Source organism: Ornithinimicrobium sp. F0845, from assembly GCF_023015765.1.
Taxonomy (GTDB): domain Bacteria; phylum Actinomycetota; class Actinomycetes; order Actinomycetales; family Dermatophilaceae; genus Ornithinicoccus.
The window spans coordinates 142,745-156,104 of the sequence record NZ_JALKAL010000001.1 but is presented as its reverse complement, the minus strand read 5'-3'; the positions used below and the strand labels follow the sequence as shown (position 1 = coordinate 156,104).

Sequence of the window (13,360 nt, the reverse complement as noted above, 5' to 3'; positions counted from 1 at the left end):
ATCACCGCTGTGCCGGCACGGCAGGGTGAAGAGGCAGGTCCATCACCCGTGCGACGTTCGTCAGATCACGATCCCGAGCAAGGAGCTGATGACCGCCGCGGAGGGCGACAGCAGCAATGAGGCTGTCGATGAGACCACGAGGTGTGACGCCGACCCTACGGCAGGCGCGATAGATCGTCACGGCAGCGTTGAAGTCCGCTGCCGCGTCGAAGCGCTCAAGGTGGAAGCGGGCGAGCAGGCGCCTCAGGTCCTTCTCTCGGGACTCGGTGCGAGCCCCGGCACAGACCTCCATGACGATCGGTTCGGTCACTGCGATAGGCCCGTCTGAGGTGATGAGGTCCGTCAACGTGCGATCGACGGCACTGCCCGTCGCCCGGTCGAACTCCACCCAGGCCGAACTGTCGACCAGGATCACGCGACGCCCGGGGCCGGGCGGTCGGCGGGCAGTGCCTCGATCGCATGGGCGCCGCGCATCGCCAGAGCTTCCTCACGGGACATGGGGTCACCCGCCAGATGACGGAGCGCCAGATCGACCGCCTCGGTCTTCGTCCGCACCCCGAAGCGCTCCATGATCCTCTCGACGTAGTCGTTCTCGATCTCAATGTTGGTGCGCGTCCGTGCCATACACGTACTCTACACGTCGTAACGTCGGTCCAGCTCCCTGTGCCGGGGTGACCACGGTCACGGATCACGCAGGGGACCTCGCTCAGAGCCCTCCGACCCCACGGCCAACCTCGGCGCATCGCCTCCATCTGGAAGCACATCGTTGGCTATGGTCTGACCGCCATCGGCTGCATCGGCCTGGGCATGGTTGGCTCCGGTGACGGCGCGCCGCCGACCACGTCTGTGGCCACCGAGACCGTCACCGTCACAACGACCGCGGCGGCACCCACTCCCGCCCAGGCCACCATGACCGTCACCGCCACGCCGGCCACCGAGACCCACACCGTGACCGAAACCCTCGAGGCCGAGACGGTGACGGTCGAGGCCGAGGCCGTGACCGAGACGGTCACGGTCGGTCCACCCGAGCCCGAGATCGCCTTCTCTGGCGACGGGATCTACGAGGTGGGGGTCGACATCCAGCCTGGTACCTACGTCGCGGACGCCGGTGACGGCTGCTACTGGGCACGGCTCAGTGGCAGTGACGGGTTCGACTCCATCATCACCAACCACTTCGGCGCCGGGCAGACGATCGCCACGATCAAGGAGAGTGACCGCTTCTTCGAGACCAGTGACTGCGGCCCGTGGTCGAGGCGAGACTGATCGTGGGCGGGCACGACCGGAGGCAGACAGCGGACGTCCTGGACGTCATGCACGTCCCCAACTGGGATGGCCCGCCGCTCATCGCCCCACCCCTGTGGACAGCGACCGAGGCACCTGCCGGCTACTCGGCATACGGGAAATCATGGGACAGGGAGGGCACCACGGCACTCATGCCCACACTGCCGGCGAGCCGATCACTGACCCTCGAGGACTTCCAGGCGATCCGTGATGTGGAGGACGGTCACCGCTAAGAGCTCATCGACGGCGCGCTGATCGTGACACCCTCGTCCGTGCCCGTGCACCAGCGGATCGTCACCCGACTCTGGCGGCTGCTGAGCGACAGTGCGCCAGCCGACCACGAGGTGTTCGTGGCTCCACTCGACATCCGACTGGCCGTGGACACCGTCGTCCAACCGGACATCCTCGTTGCCGAGGCAATCAGCATCGGACGGGCGCGCATCGAAGGGCCTCCGGTGCTTGCCGTCGAGGTGCTCTCCCGCAGCACCCGCCACATCGACCTGAGCCCTTAAACGAGCGCGCTAGGAGGAGGCTGGGTGCCCGAACTACTGGGTGATCGACCCGGCTGAGCCATCCCTGCGCGCCTGGGCGCTCGGCTCTGACGACTATGAGCTGGTGAGCCCCGCAGTCGAGATGTCGACGGCCGAGCTCGACCGTCCCTGGCCTCTGCAGATCACGCCAGGAGAGCTCACGCGTGCCTGACTCACGGCGAGGCCGATCCGCCGCCCCCCGTGGACCGCCACGCATGCACCTGCCTGCGCCTCGCCATACTGAGTCATCACGCGCGCAGCAGGTGCGCCGACGCCAGCGCACCCAGACATCCTCGATGTCTGCCGTTGGTGACGCACAACGTCGACGGCTTCACCGGCCTGAAGTCTGCCCTCAGTCCGCTGAAGGCTCCGGCCCTGCCGTGAGTTGTGCCCGCGCTCAGGTGTCGCGCGGCCAGGTGACGTGGCCTTCCCGGTCCCGGCGCGGCTGGCCGCCGGCCGCCCCGGAGCGCACGTAGTACATCACCGCCAGGGCCAGCCCGCCCCAGAGCACGATGATCGCCAGCAGCAGGAAGGCGATAGCGGTGCCGGTCATCGGACCTCCTCCAGTTCATCCTCGTCGGTGAGATCGTCCGGGTCGAACGCCTCGTCCTCGGCCGCACGGTCCTGGCGCCCAGGCATCACGGTGAACACGATGGCGAACAGGATCGCGAAGCCGACCGCGCCCCAGCCCATCAGGTTGAGGTACCACGTCGGGTAGCCCTCGTAACCGTCGATCAGCAACGAGTAGCCGGTGGAGCCCAGCATGATGAGAAGCATCACAGGCACCACGACGGCGATGAGCCAGTGCCACCACACACCCACCTGGAAGGCGGAGACCCGGTTCAGGTGAGCCCGCAGCGCGGGCAGCTTGCGCACACCCCACGCGACGATCAGGGTCATCAGGATGGCCGAGGTGATGATGCCGATCTCGTTGATGTACTTGTCGACGGTGTCGAGGGTGTAGAGCCCGGTCGTCGTGGCGAACAAAAGGATCGAGATGGTGCCGCACACGGCCACGACCAGCGCGGAGGCTGCGGCCCGCCCGATCGGGAACTTCTCCTGAACTGCAGCGACCACGACCTGGGCGATTGAGACCATGGAGGTAAAGCCGGCCAGCACGAGGGACCCGAAGAACAGCACTCCGAAGATCGGGCCGCCTGGCATCATCGAGATGATCTGTGGGAAGGTCACGAAACTCAGGATCGGGCCGGTGATGCCCTCCAGCTCGTTAACGCCCACGCCGCTGGAGACCGCCATGAAGCCCAGCGTCGCGAAGACGCCGATGCCGGCCAGGATCTCGAACGAGGAGTTGGCGAAGCCGGCGACCAAACCGGTTGAGGTGAGGTCGGACTTGCGCTTGAGGTAGCTGGAGTAGGTGATCATGATGCCGAAGGCGATCGACAACGAGAAGAAGATCTGGCTGTAGGCCGCCAGCCAGACGTCTGTGTTGGTCAACTGCCCGAAGTCGGGGGTGAACAGGGCGTTCAGCCCGTCCATGGCTCCGTCCAGGAAGAGCGCCCGGACGACCAGGATCGCGAAGAGGACCACCAGCAGCGGCAGGAAGAACTTGTTGGCCTTCTCCACGCCGTTCTGCACACCGAGCACCATCACGAAGAGCACGGCGAGCCACACGATCAAGAGCGGCAGGAGCAGGCCACCGACGACGTCGAGGCTCAGGCCCGGCTCGTCCGCCAGCTGCAGGTAGTCGCCGAGGAAGAAGGCGGTCGGGTCATCGCCCCAGGCCTCGTTCACCGAGAAAATCGTGAAACTCGCCGCCCAGGCCAGGATCACACCGTAGTAGCACATGATCACGAACGAGATCGCGACCTGGAACCAGCCGAGTGTCTCGCCGCCCTTGAACAACCGGCGGAACACCGTCGGCGCCGACCCCTGGTATCGGTGGCCCAGCGCGTAGTCCAGGAAGAGGATCGGGATGCCCGCGGTGAGCAGTGCCACGAGGTAGGGGATCAGGAAGGCGCCACCACCGTTCTCGTAGGCCACTCCGGGGAACCGCCAGATGTTGCCCAGACCGACCGCCGAACCGATCGCGGCCAGCAGGAACCCGGTCTGTCCAGACCAGTTCTCACGCTTGGTTGCCTTAGCCATACGGGCCAGTGTCCACCCATTCCGTTGCGGCGTCTAGATACTCAGTAGTCACATGTGTCCCACCAGCACGCACAGCCTCAGGAGTCGGTCGGGGTGATGCCCAGATCGGCGAGGAGACGCTCGACCCGGGTCCGGATCTCGTCACGGATGGGTCGGACGGCATCCGGTCCCCGGCCGGCGGGGTCGTCCAGGGGCCAGTCCTCATAGCGCTTGCCGGGGAAGATCGGGCAGGCGTCCCCGCAGCCCATGGTGATGACGACGTCCGAGGTCTGGACGGCATCGGTGGTGAGGATCTTGGGTCGTTCGCCGGTGAGGTCGATCCCCTCCTCAAGCATGACCTGGGTGACGGCGGGGTTGATGGTGTCGGCGGGGGCTGACCCGGCGGACCGCACCTCAACCCGTCCGCCTGACAGGTGCTTGGTCAGCGCGGCAGCCATCTGTGAGCGGCCGGCGTTGTGGACACAGACGAACAGCACGGAGGGGCTGGCGCTGGCGTCGCTCATGCTCGCACGCCCGCTCCCGCTGGCTTCCTCGCCCGGACAAACGCGCTGGCGAACGCGCCCTCCAAGGCGTCCACGGCGTCAGCCCGGGTCATCCCCTGCGGGAGCTGCTCGTCGGTCAACTCCTCGGCGAGACCTTCCAGGTCGGCCCGTGCGTACTGTCGGGTCACCTCGACCGCGGCGTCCTCGAACCCGGCCGCCCCGAGCTTGGCGACGAAGTCGTCGTCACGCAGGGAGCCGGAGATGCACCCGGTCCACAACGCCGTGACCTCCTGGAGCGCCTCCGGGATGTCGCGCAGCAGCACGATGTCGGACACCGCGAACCGGCCACCGGGCCGGAGCACCCGAAAAGACTCCCGGATCACGGCATCCTTGTCCGGGCTGAGGTTGATCACGCAGTTGGAGATGACCACGTCGACCGACTCATCGGGCAGCGGGAGGTCCTCGATCGTGCCGCGCAGGAACCGGGCGTTCTCCACACCAGCCTCTGCCCGGTTGCGCTCTGCCAGGTCAAGCATCTCCGGGGTCATATCCAGCCCGTATGCCGTGCCTGCCGGCCCGACGCGACGTGCCGAGAGCAGCACGTCCAGTCCGCCGCCGGACCCAAGATCGAGCACGTCCTCACCCGGTCGCAGGTCGGCCAGAGCGGTCGGGTTGCCGCACCCCAGCGAGGCAGCCAGCGCCTCGGTGAACGGGGTGTCTGCGGCGTCGTAGTTGCCGGTGGTCACCGGGTCGTGCCCCCTCGCACCGCCGTCGATGCCGCAGCAGGACGACCCTCCGCAGCATCCCGAGCCTCCAGCCGTCTGGGACCAGCGTGCCGCGGTGGCATACCTTTCCCGGACCACCTGTCGCACCTGGTCGTCGCTGTGCCTCAGATCGCTCATCTGACATCCTTATCTCGACAAACATCGAATCAAGTTGGTAGGACCTACTGTGGCGCATTGATTCGATATCTGTCAAGATAGACGTCATGACGGCTGTCGTCCCCTCTGCCCGCGCCGCCGGCGCGACCTGTTGCGGTCTGGCCACCTCGCCGGTCACGGCCGAGGACGCCGAGCGGCTCGCCCGGATGTTCAAGGCGCTCGGTGACCCGGTCCGGCTGCGGATGGCGGCGATGATCGCCGCGCAGCCAGAGCTCTGCGTGTGTGAGATCACCCCGGCCTTCGACCTCTCCTCGGGCACCATCTCGCACCACCTCAAGACGCTGCGGGACGCGGGTCTCGTGGACAGCGAACGCCGAGGCACCTACGTCTACTACTGGATCCAGCCCGAAGCCCTCGGCACCCTCTCCGCACTCCTGGCCGTTCACTAGATCAGGGCCCGCACCGGGGGGACGTGACATGGGTGTGCGCGACGCGCCAGTGTCTACTCCGGGGCACACGACGCACCAGCTCGAACTCCGGGGCACACGACGCACCAGCTCGAACTCCGGGGCACACGACGCACCAGTGTCACGTCCCCCAGGTGCGCCCCGACGACGTGCTGCGCTGCCCACGGCTCGCCTCTGGCATGACCATCAGGCGTGACCTGGCCGGGCCAGGTCACGCCTGATAGCTGGGGTCTGCTCGGATTATGGCGTCAGCACGATGTCGGCCAGGGACTGCTCGACACCTGTGGACACCGCATTTTCGCCGCCGCTGATGGTCAGGCTGCGGATCTGCAGGTCGCGCACGACGTCACGCACGACAACGGGCACTCCGTCGGCGCGGGTCAGCAGCACCGGGCGCTGTCCGATGACACCGACCGGGCCGGCAGCCAGTGCGTCCGGGTAGTTCTGCCCGGAGGTGACCAGTGCGTTGGCGACCGGCCCCTCGAAGTAGGTCCGGGCCAGTTGCTCCGCGGTGGCGTAGCGGTCCAGGCCAGACACCCGGGTGACCGTGCCGAGCTGCTCGAGTTCCGTCTCGACCGCGGAGCTGACCGCGCCCTCGCCGCCGACCACGACAAACTGGGTGGCGCCGAGGCGCTCGATAGCTCCGGCCGCCGCCTGCGAGAGGTGGTCGCCATGGGTCAGGATCACCGGCGCATCCGCGGTGCCTGCAGCGGGCACAGCGGCCAGCGCATCGGCATACTCCGTGCCGACGGCGACAAACACCGTCTCGGCGGTGCCGAACTCCTCAGCGATCAGCGCAGAGGTGCCCCAGCGGTCCGGACCGGCGATGCGGGTGACCTCGCCGTAGGCGGCCAGCTCGGCCGCGACCTCGTCGGACACTGCCACCGACCCACCCAGGAGCACGATCTCGCTGGGCGCCAGCGCCTCCAGCGCCTCGCGGGTGTCCAGCGGGAGGCGCTCGGCGGCGGTGAGCAGCACCGGGGCCTGCTGCTGACCCGCCAGGGCCCCGGCCGCCAGCGCGTCAGGGAAGACGGAACCGGACGCAACATAGACGGTGCCGCCGGGCTGGAAGTACTCCGAGGCCAGCTGCGCCGCAGTGCCGTAACGGTCGACACCGGTGACCCTGTTGACCCACGGGTGTGTCTCGGTGATGTAGTCGGTCAGGGTGCCGTCGGGGTTGACGTGGTTGGCCATGATGTCAGTCTGGCCGTCCAACTCGTCCTCAGCCCAGGCGATCACTGCGTCACCGTCATTGGTGACGGTCGACGTCAGATAGGTCCGGGACACCGAGTCGTCGGTGGCCACGGCGAACCCGGTCAGCTCACCGCTGGGGTCGACGATCGCTCCGTCCATATGGTCGCGCACGCTGCCGTAGATGGTGCTCGTCCAGGCGAACATGGTGCCTGTCGACACCGGCAGCACCCCAGCCATTGCGGGCTGCTCGTCGGACTCAGGACGGAGCACCACACCCTGGTCGCCCCACAGCAGTGACCCGTCGGGAGCGATCCGTTGGCCGTGGACCCGGTAGTCGGGGACGGCGCCATTCACCCGCTCGGTCCACCCCACCACCAGGTCGCCGGCCTCTTGGTCAAAGTAGCCCACCGGATCACCCTGGTCGGTCTGCACCGCGGCCACCGGGCTGAGCCCGTCCTCCGCGAACTGCTTCTCGCCATCGGCCGTGATGTGCTGGGCGAGCACGTTGAACTGGGTGCCGATGGTGGCCTGCCAGACGTAGCCGGCACCGCCCTCACCGTCCGGTGTCAGCTTGGGCCGGAACCCCGTGGAGACCACGCCGAAGTCCGGCTTGTACAGCTCAACCAGCTCGGACTCACCCCACTGCGGCTCGCCGTCCCAGGTGTAGCGCTGCGTGTAGCCGTGGGCGAGGCGGATCAGCTGGGTGTAGACCACGGTGTAGCCGTCGTCGTCGGAGATGATGTCGGTGGCATAGACCGGCTCGGGGGCCGCCAGCGGCATCGGCTCTGGCCAGACGGGCTGACCGAAGCCGTCCAAACGCTGGGTGAACACCTCGGACTCCTCCATCCAGGTGACCACGGCACCGCCGTCAGGCCCCGGCGCCACCCTGGGGGCACCGACGAACCCGGAGGCCTGCGAGATGGTCCGGGTCGACCACACCTCAGTGCCGTCGAAGCGGTAACGCGCGACCCCGACCTCTGCCTGGCCGTTCAGTTCGGCGACGCGCCGGAAGGCCAGGAGCGCGTCCCCGTCCGGCGTGGTCTTCAGGTCGAAGTTCTGACTGGAGGCCTCAGCGCGCATGTCCACCTCGATGGGCGCCTCGAACTGCACCTCCCCATCCGGGCCCTGGCGCTGCAGGAAGACTCTGCTCTCGCCTGTACCGCTGTGAGCCACCCAGGCGATCCAGTTGCCACCATCGGCCGTTGGGGACACGTGCGTCGTAGCCTCGGATTGATCCGTAGCCGACACCACGACCGCTTCATCAGGGTTGCCGGGCCAGGCGCTGGCCGCGATGGGCGTGAGCACCAACGCTCCGGCGAGTAATGCTGCGCCTCCGCGCGCACCGTTGCGAGCAAACAAGGTCTTGCCTTCCAGTCATGGGGATGCCCCTCAGATCGGGGGACTCCTCGGCACGGTAGAGCGCGCAGGCTCCCCGGCACCAGCCCAGAGCTGGCCAGTTGGTGGCATTGGCGTCAACTAGACAGCTACGGTGACGTCGTGGACCAGTCTGCCCATGAGGTGTATGCCGTGCTGGTGCACCTCTCGACGCCGACACCTCCTGAGGTGGCGCGCGAGCTCACCGGTCTGGATGCGGCCGAGTTCGCTGCGGCGTTGACCGAGCTGCAGGGGCTGCACCTGGTCGAGGTGGACGACGGCTCGGTGGCCATCCGTCCACCCACGACCGCGCTGCTGTCGCTGGTCAGTGACCAGCGTGATGCCCTGAGCACGATGCTCCGCGCGCTGCCGGAGCTGGCCAAACACTACCGCCAGGGCAGCGGCGAGTCCGACCACACCGCCCTCGTCGAGCGGATCCCCGACCGGGATGCCACGGTCCGGGAGCTCAACCAGCTCATCGGCACCGCCACGCGCAGCATCAAGGTCTTTGAGAAGCCCCCCTTCGGCAGTTCGAACGAGGTGGAGGCCTCCGAGGCGTCCACCCTCACCCGGGGCATCCAGACCCAGGTGCTCTACGAGTCCACGGTCCTGTCACGGCCCAGCCACATGGACAACCTGGAGGCGATGGCCGCGCTCGGCGAGGAGTTCAAGGTGCGCGACCAGCTGCCGTTCAAGATGCTCCTCGTCGACGGGGCGGAGGCGATCATCCCGCTGGGTGGCGCGCAGGTGCGCTCGGCCATCCGGGTCCACTCCAGCGTCCTGACCGACGCCCTCGACGAGTTGTTCCGTGCCCTGTGGGACGTCTCGGTCCCCGCCCTGGCGCCAGGCGGCCAGGCTGAGGCGCTCACCGCAGACGAGCGGGAGCTGCTGCGCCTGCTGGCGACTGGCATCAAGGATGGCGCGATCGCCCGACAGCTCGGCGTGAGTCCTCGCACCGTGAGCCGCAAGGTCACCGCGCTGCTGGAGCGGATGGGCTGCACCAACCGGCTCCAGGCCGGCATCACGGCGGCCCGACGCGGCTGGTTCTGACGACGAGTCAGCGCACAGCCACGACGGGGAGGTCGTGCGTGACCGCCCAGTCCTCCCATTCCTGAGCATCCCGCTCGAGGAAGACCGCGGCGAGCGCCTCGTGGGTCCCCTCGACCCCGAGCTGCTCCAGCAGCCGGACCTGGAAGTGGTGCTCGAGTGCAGCCACGGCGACCCGGCCGGTCCGCGCCGGGTAGACGGCGTAGACCGGGTTGCCGCCACCGAGAATGCCTCCGGGCGCAGTCAGCCCGTGCCGCAGCGGCTCGCCCAGCGCACGGGCGGCCTCGACCAGCCCGACCTCGAAGTGGCCGCCGACACCGTGCAGCTCGGCCTGCCGAAGGGCCAGCACCGCCTCGGTGACCACGCGCTCGGCGCAGGAGAGGTCGGCCAGCAGCACCCGCGGCAGCTCGGTGCCCGACCCCAGCAGTCCGGCCTCCGCCTGATAGGTCAGGTCGTGCCCCGCCTCGTCGGCCCGGTCCCCCGTGGCCCCCACGATCGCCACCCACCCCAGCCGGGGCCAGCGCTGCGCGACTCCCTCGGGCGTCAGGCCGAGCCGGGCCAGAGCCGCCGGGCGGGAGGAGGTCAGCAGCAGGTCCGCGCCGTCCAGCAGCTCGTCGAGGGACGCACGGTCGACGGGGTCCTTCAGATCCAGCCGCACCACCTGCTGGTCGTGCACCAGGTCGTCGACGAGCGCCGGGGCCACGAGCCGCAGGATGTCGCCACCCGGCCCCTCGACCCTGACCACCTGGGCACCCTCGGCGGTCAACCGCCTGGCGGCCACCGGGCCCGGCAGGGTGCCGGCGAGGCTGACGACGTGCACCCCCGCCAGTCGACCGGCTGCCGGCTGGAACTCCTGCGCTTCACCCACTGACTGACGCCCTTCGGCCGATGTGCTCACCGCCGGTTGCTCCTGTGGCGCGGTCACCGGTCGAGCCCCAGTGCATGGCGGATCATCGCGTGCAGACTGACCAGCCCGTCACGGGACAGCACCGACTCGGCGTGGCCCTGGATCGTGGCGACCCCGGGACCGCGGAGGGCGACCACTCCGTGCCGCCGGTCGGTCGCGACCTCGAGCACGACCGGCTCTCCCGCCCGGTCGAGCGCCGCTCGGCCCGGGTGCGCCACGAAGGTGTTGTAGAAACCGATCCGCGCCGGCGTCCCCCACAGGTCGACCTCGATCTGCACGCCCTGGTTGGGCGCAGGCAGCTTGGCGATCTCCAGCCCCGCCATGCGCGCGAGGACCTGGTGGCTGAGGCACACCGCCAGCAGCGGGCGACCGTCCGCCATCCGCGCGCCGATCAGCTCACGCAGCCGCTCCATGCGTGGGTCGTCAGGGTCGGCGGGGTCGCCGGGTCCCGGTCCGAAGAGCACCAGGTCTGGCGTGGTGAGGTCGGCAGGTGCGACCCGGTCCCACCGCACCACCCGGGCACTCAGCCCCAGGTGCCGCAGCTGGTGTGCCAGCATCTGCGTCCACATGTCCTCGGCATCGACCACGAGCACCTCGTGGCCCACCAGCTCCGGGTCGGGGCGGGGCTCCTGCGGCGACAGCCAGAACGCGGCCAGCGACTCGTTGCGGGCCTCCAGCACCTCAGCCACGCCGGGCAGCTCGGCGAGCACCGGGGTCTCTCGCACCTCCCGCCTCGGCCGCAGGCCGAGGGCCGCGAGCATACCGCTGGCCTTCGCCGTCGTCTCGGCCACCTCCGAGACCGGGTCGGAGTGGCGCACCAGGGTCGCGCCTGCACTCACGGTGACGGTGCCGTCGTCGGCCAGGTGGGCGGCCCGGATCAGGATGGGGGCGTCCAACGACTCCGGACCAGCGGCGACCTCGGGGTCGACGACGCCCGGGCGCCTCGGCATACTGCGGCCGTCACCCTCCCGCTCCAGGAGCGCCAGCACACCCGAGTAGTAGCGGCGCCCCCCGGGCTCGTGGCGCCGGATGACCGTGCAGGCGTTCTCCATCGGGGACCCGGTCACGGTGGGAGCGAACATGGTCGCGCGCAGCACGTCCCGGGGGTCTGCCTCGGCGCGCCCGTCCAGGAGGTACTCCGTGTGCGTCAGGTGCGCCATCTGCTTCAGGTAGGGCCCGGTGATCCGCCCGCCGTCGGTGCAGATCTGGGCCATCATCTTCATCTCCTCGTCGACCACCATGAAGAGCTCCTCGGTCTCCTTGGTGTCGGCGATGAACCGGCGGAAGGACTCCTCCAGCGTCGTCCCGTCGGCAGGGTGCCGGAAGGTGCCGGAGATCGGGTTCATCCGCACGCGACCGTCGCGCACGCTCACGTGACGCTCCGGGGTCGCCCCGACCAGGGTGTGGCCCGGCGTGTGCACGGCAAAGGTCCAGTACGTCCCGCGCTCGTCGACCAGCAGCGTGCGGAACCAGGTCAGCGCCGCGACCGCCGCCGGGACGTCGGTGTGCGCCACCACGTCCCGGCGGATCACGAAGTTGGCGCCCTCGCCGTTGCCGATCTCGTCCTCGATCACCCGGGTGACGATCCCGGCATACTCCTCGTCGGAGACGCTGAAGTGCTCGCCGGTCACCTCCACCGGCTCAGCCGGCAGTATGCCGATCGCGACCTCCGCGGGGATCCGCTCGGTCTCGGTGGCGACCAGGAGGCGCAAGGGGGCACCGTCGTCGTGGGCGTCGAAACCGCGCTCGGTGATCTGCCGGAACGGGACCATCGCCAGGACCGGCCGGTCGGGTGTCGCCGGGGGGATGTCGGCGAGCAGCCCCACGTCCCGGACGTCGCCGACGAGCAGCTCGATGTCGGGTCCCTCCTCGCGCCACAACAGCGCCCAGGGCAACCCGGCGGGGTCGGCGAGGACGCGGTCGAGCAACGGGTGCGCGGAAGACATGGGCTGATCCTGTCATCAGCACCGGCTCCAGCGTGAGACCGGTCTGGGGCCGGACACCTCGAACCGAATGTCGGATCGCATCATGCCCGGGCATTGACCTCGTAGGAGGTGTTGGTGGACTCGAAGAAGTTGACCAGCTCGAGGGTGTCATTGGCCGTCGCCATCCACTTGGCCGGGTTGGCCACCCGGTAGTGCGGCTCGAAGCCGAGCTCCTCCAGCCGGCGGTCGGCGAGGTACTTCACGTACTGGTTGATGTAGTCGGCGTTGAGCCCGAGGATCCCGTTCGGCAGCAGGTCCCGGTTGTAGGCCTCCTCCATCGCCACCCCGTCGAGGATCATCTGCTGGATCTCCTCGGCGAACTCGTCGGTGGCGATCTCGGGGTTCTCCTCGAGCACGGTGAGGATGAGGTTGATGCCGAACTTCAGGTGCAGGCTCTCGTCGCGCACGATCCAGTCGATCAGCGAGCCGAAGTTGCGCAGCAGGTTCCGCTGCCGGAAGCTCAGCGCCACCATGAAGCCGGAGTAGAACCAGATGCCCTCCAGGATGACGTTGTAGGCCACCAGGTTGCGCACGAAGTCCTGCTTGCCCTCGATGGTGCTGATGTCGAGGGCCCGCTCGGTCATCCGCGTGATGTAGCGGACCTCGAACTCCTCCTTGGCGGCCATCGACGGGACCGTCACGTGGGACTCGTAGGCCTGCTCGCGGTCGACCGGGAAGGTCTCCAGGACGTACTCGAAGGCCATGCAGTGATTGGCCTCCTCCCACATCTGCTTGGCCAGGTAGAGGTGGCACTCGGCGGCGTTGACATAGGGGTAGACCCCGAAGGCGAGGGCCTTGTTGACCAGCAGCTCGTTGGGGTTGAAGTAGCTCATCAGGAAGGTCAGCGCGTGCCGCTCCTCCTGCGTCATCTTCTGGAAGTCGCCCAGGTCCTCGCCGAGCTGCACCTCGTTGGGGAACCAGGTGTTGGCCACGGCCTGCTCGTAGAGCTCCATGGCCCAGGGGTAGTGAACGGGCTTGAGGAGCAGGCCCTCCTGGATGCCGGTGCCCAGGATGCGGGCGCCGGTCGTGGGGGTGGTGTCCATGGTCATGTCAGGTCCTTCCGGTATGCCGTGGGGCAGGTGCTGTGGGCGGGTGCGGTGAGCGTG

15 protein-coding genes are annotated in these 13,360 nt (G+C 68.6%); 5 read left to right on the top strand and 10 right to left on the bottom strand.

Annotated features, from left to right (window positions below):
* Nucleotide 1 precedes the first annotated feature (1 nt).
* Together MWU75_RS00710 and MWU75_RS00705 are read right to left on the bottom strand one after the other, a co-directional pair.
* The gene (locus tag MWU75_RS00710; protein ID WP_247087460.1) at nucleotides 2–415 is read right to left on the bottom strand and encodes a PIN domain nuclease; all 414 of its coding nucleotides are present in this window, start codon (nucleotides 413–415) and stop codon (nucleotides 2–4) included.
* A complete protein-coding gene (locus MWU75_RS00705; RefSeq protein WP_247087458.1) occupies nucleotides 412–624 on the bottom strand; it encodes a type II toxin-antitoxin system VapB family antitoxin in 213 nt (70 codons plus the stop codon). The genes MWU75_RS00710 and MWU75_RS00705 overlap by 4 nt, the downstream gene beginning before the upstream one ends.
* A gap of 183 nt (nucleotides 625–807) precedes the next feature.
* On the opposite strand from MWU75_RS00705, the gene MWU75_RS00700 reads away from it, so the two are divergent.
* From MWU75_RS00700 to MWU75_RS00690, 3 genes are read left to right on the top strand one after another with little or no spacing between them, the layout of a single operon-like run.
* Nucleotides 808–1,263, top strand: coding sequence for a hypothetical protein (locus MWU75_RS00700; RefSeq protein WP_247087456.1), 456 nt, complete (start codon nucleotides 808–810; stop codon nucleotides 1,261–1,263).
* Nucleotides 1,245–1,514 (top strand): hypothetical protein, encoded by a 270-nt coding sequence (locus MWU75_RS00695; protein ID WP_247087454.1) that lies wholly within the window; start codon nucleotides 1,245–1,247, stop codon nucleotides 1,512–1,514. The genes MWU75_RS00700 and MWU75_RS00695 overlap by 19 nt, the downstream gene beginning before the upstream one ends.
* 6 nt (nucleotides 1,515–1,520) lie before the next feature.
* Nucleotides 1,521–1,793 (top strand): Uma2 family endonuclease, encoded by a 273-nt coding sequence (locus tag MWU75_RS00690; RefSeq protein WP_348647726.1) that lies wholly within the window; start codon nucleotides 1,521–1,523, stop codon nucleotides 1,791–1,793.
* 415 nt (nucleotides 1,794–2,208) lie between these two features.
* On the opposite strand, the gene MWU75_RS00685 is transcribed toward MWU75_RS00690, so the two are convergent.
* From MWU75_RS00685 to arsM, 4 genes are all read right to left on the bottom strand, one after another.
* Nucleotides 2,209–2,364, bottom strand: a complete 156-nt coding sequence (locus MWU75_RS00685; RefSeq protein ID WP_247087450.1) for a MetS family NSS transporter small subunit — start codon at nucleotides 2,362–2,364, stop codon at nucleotides 2,209–2,211.
* Nucleotides 2,361–3,917: a sodium-dependent transporter gene (locus tag MWU75_RS00680; RefSeq protein WP_247087448.1), complete on the bottom strand. Its 1,557-nt coding sequence runs from the start codon at nucleotides 3,915–3,917 to the stop codon at nucleotides 2,361–2,363. Before MWU75_RS00680 ends, MWU75_RS00685 begins: the two co-directional genes overlap by 4 nt.
* Before the next feature lie 77 nt (nucleotides 3,918–3,994).
* Entirely contained in the window at nucleotides 3,995–4,420 is a 426-nt protein-coding gene (locus MWU75_RS00675) for an arsenate reductase ArsC (RefSeq protein WP_247087446.1), read from the bottom strand.
* Complete coding sequence (gene arsM, locus MWU75_RS00670) at nucleotides 4,417–5,301, bottom strand: arsenite methyltransferase (protein ID WP_247087444.1); 885 nt, start codon at nucleotides 5,299–5,301, stop codon at nucleotides 4,417–4,419. The genes MWU75_RS00675 and arsM overlap by 4 nt, the downstream gene beginning before the upstream one ends.
* An 86-nt stretch (nucleotides 5,302–5,387) precedes the next feature.
* On the opposite strand from arsM, the gene MWU75_RS00665 reads away from it, so the two are divergent.
* The gene (locus tag MWU75_RS00665; protein WP_247087442.1) at nucleotides 5,388–5,729 is read left to right on the top strand and encodes a metalloregulator ArsR/SmtB family transcription factor; all 342 of its coding nucleotides are present in this window, start codon (nucleotides 5,388–5,390) and stop codon (nucleotides 5,727–5,729) included.
* A gap of 258 nt (nucleotides 5,730–5,987) precedes the next feature.
* Here the strand turns inward: MWU75_RS00665 and MWU75_RS20140 are convergent, their stop codons facing one another.
* Complete coding sequence (locus MWU75_RS20140; RefSeq protein WP_247087440.1) at nucleotides 5,988–8,114, bottom strand: cell wall-binding repeat-containing protein; 2,127 nt, start codon at nucleotides 8,112–8,114, stop codon at nucleotides 5,988–5,990.
* A 324-nt stretch (nucleotides 8,115–8,438) separates the two neighbouring features.
* Between MWU75_RS20140 and MWU75_RS20135 the strand changes: the two genes are divergently transcribed.
* A complete protein-coding gene (locus MWU75_RS20135) occupies nucleotides 8,439–9,365 on the top strand; it encodes a LuxR C-terminal-related transcriptional regulator (RefSeq protein WP_247087438.1) in 927 nt (308 codons plus the stop codon).
* A 7-nt stretch (nucleotides 9,366–9,372) separates the two neighbouring features.
* On the opposite strand, the gene MWU75_RS00650 is transcribed toward MWU75_RS20135, so the two are convergent.
* From MWU75_RS00650 to MWU75_RS00640, 3 genes are all read right to left on the bottom strand, one after another.
* Nucleotides 9,373–10,230 (bottom strand): CoA transferase, encoded by an 858-nt coding sequence (locus tag MWU75_RS00650; protein WP_247087437.1) that lies wholly within the window; start codon nucleotides 10,228–10,230, stop codon nucleotides 9,373–9,375.
* 53 nt (nucleotides 10,231–10,283) lie between these two features.
* On the bottom strand, nucleotides 10,284–12,215 hold the full coding sequence (locus tag MWU75_RS00645; protein ID WP_247087435.1) for a chorismate-binding protein: 1,932 nt from the start codon (nucleotides 12,213–12,215) through the stop codon (nucleotides 10,284–10,286).
* Nucleotides 12,216–12,295: 80 nt separating this feature from the next.
* On the bottom strand, nucleotides 12,296–13,297 hold the full coding sequence (locus MWU75_RS00640; protein ID WP_247088108.1) for a ribonucleotide-diphosphate reductase subunit beta: 1,002 nt from the start codon (nucleotides 13,295–13,297) through the stop codon (nucleotides 12,296–12,298).
* Nucleotides 13,298–13,360: the final 63 nt, after the last annotated feature.

Excerpts from the sequence above, each read along its gene's own strand:
- MWU75_RS00705 (WP_247087458.1), bottom strand. The coding sequence starts at position 624 with ATGGCACGGACGCGCACCAACATTGAGATCGAGAACGACTACGTCGAG.
- MWU75_RS00685 (WP_247087450.1), bottom strand. The coding sequence starts at position 2,364 with ATGACCGGCACCGCTATCGCCTTCCTGCTGCTGGCGATCATCGTGCTC.
- MWU75_RS00665 (WP_247087442.1), top strand. The coding sequence starts at position 5,388 with ATGACGGCTGTCGTCCCCTCTGCCCGCGCCGCCGGCGCGACCTGTTGC.
- MWU75_RS00700 (WP_247087456.1), top strand. The coding sequence starts at position 808 with ATGGTTGGCTCCGGTGACGGCGCGCCGCCGACCACGTCTGTGGCCACC.
- arsM (WP_247087444.1), bottom strand. The coding sequence starts at position 5,301 with ATGAGCGATCTGAGGCACAGCGACGACCAGGTGCGACAGGTGGTCCGG.
- MWU75_RS00675 (WP_247087446.1), bottom strand. The coding sequence starts at position 4,420 with ATGAGCGACGCCAGCGCCAGCCCCTCCGTGCTGTTCGTCTGTGTCCAC.
- MWU75_RS00640 (WP_247088108.1), bottom strand. The coding sequence starts at position 13,297 with ATGGACACCACCCCCACGACCGGCGCCCGCATCCTGGGCACCGGCATC.
- MWU75_RS00645 (WP_247087435.1), bottom strand. The coding sequence starts at position 12,215 with ATGTCTTCCGCGCACCCGTTGCTCGACCGCGTCCTCGCCGACCCCGCC.
- MWU75_RS00680 (WP_247087448.1), bottom strand. The coding sequence starts at position 3,917 with ATGGCTAAGGCAACCAAGCGTGAGAACTGGTCTGGACAGACCGGGTTC.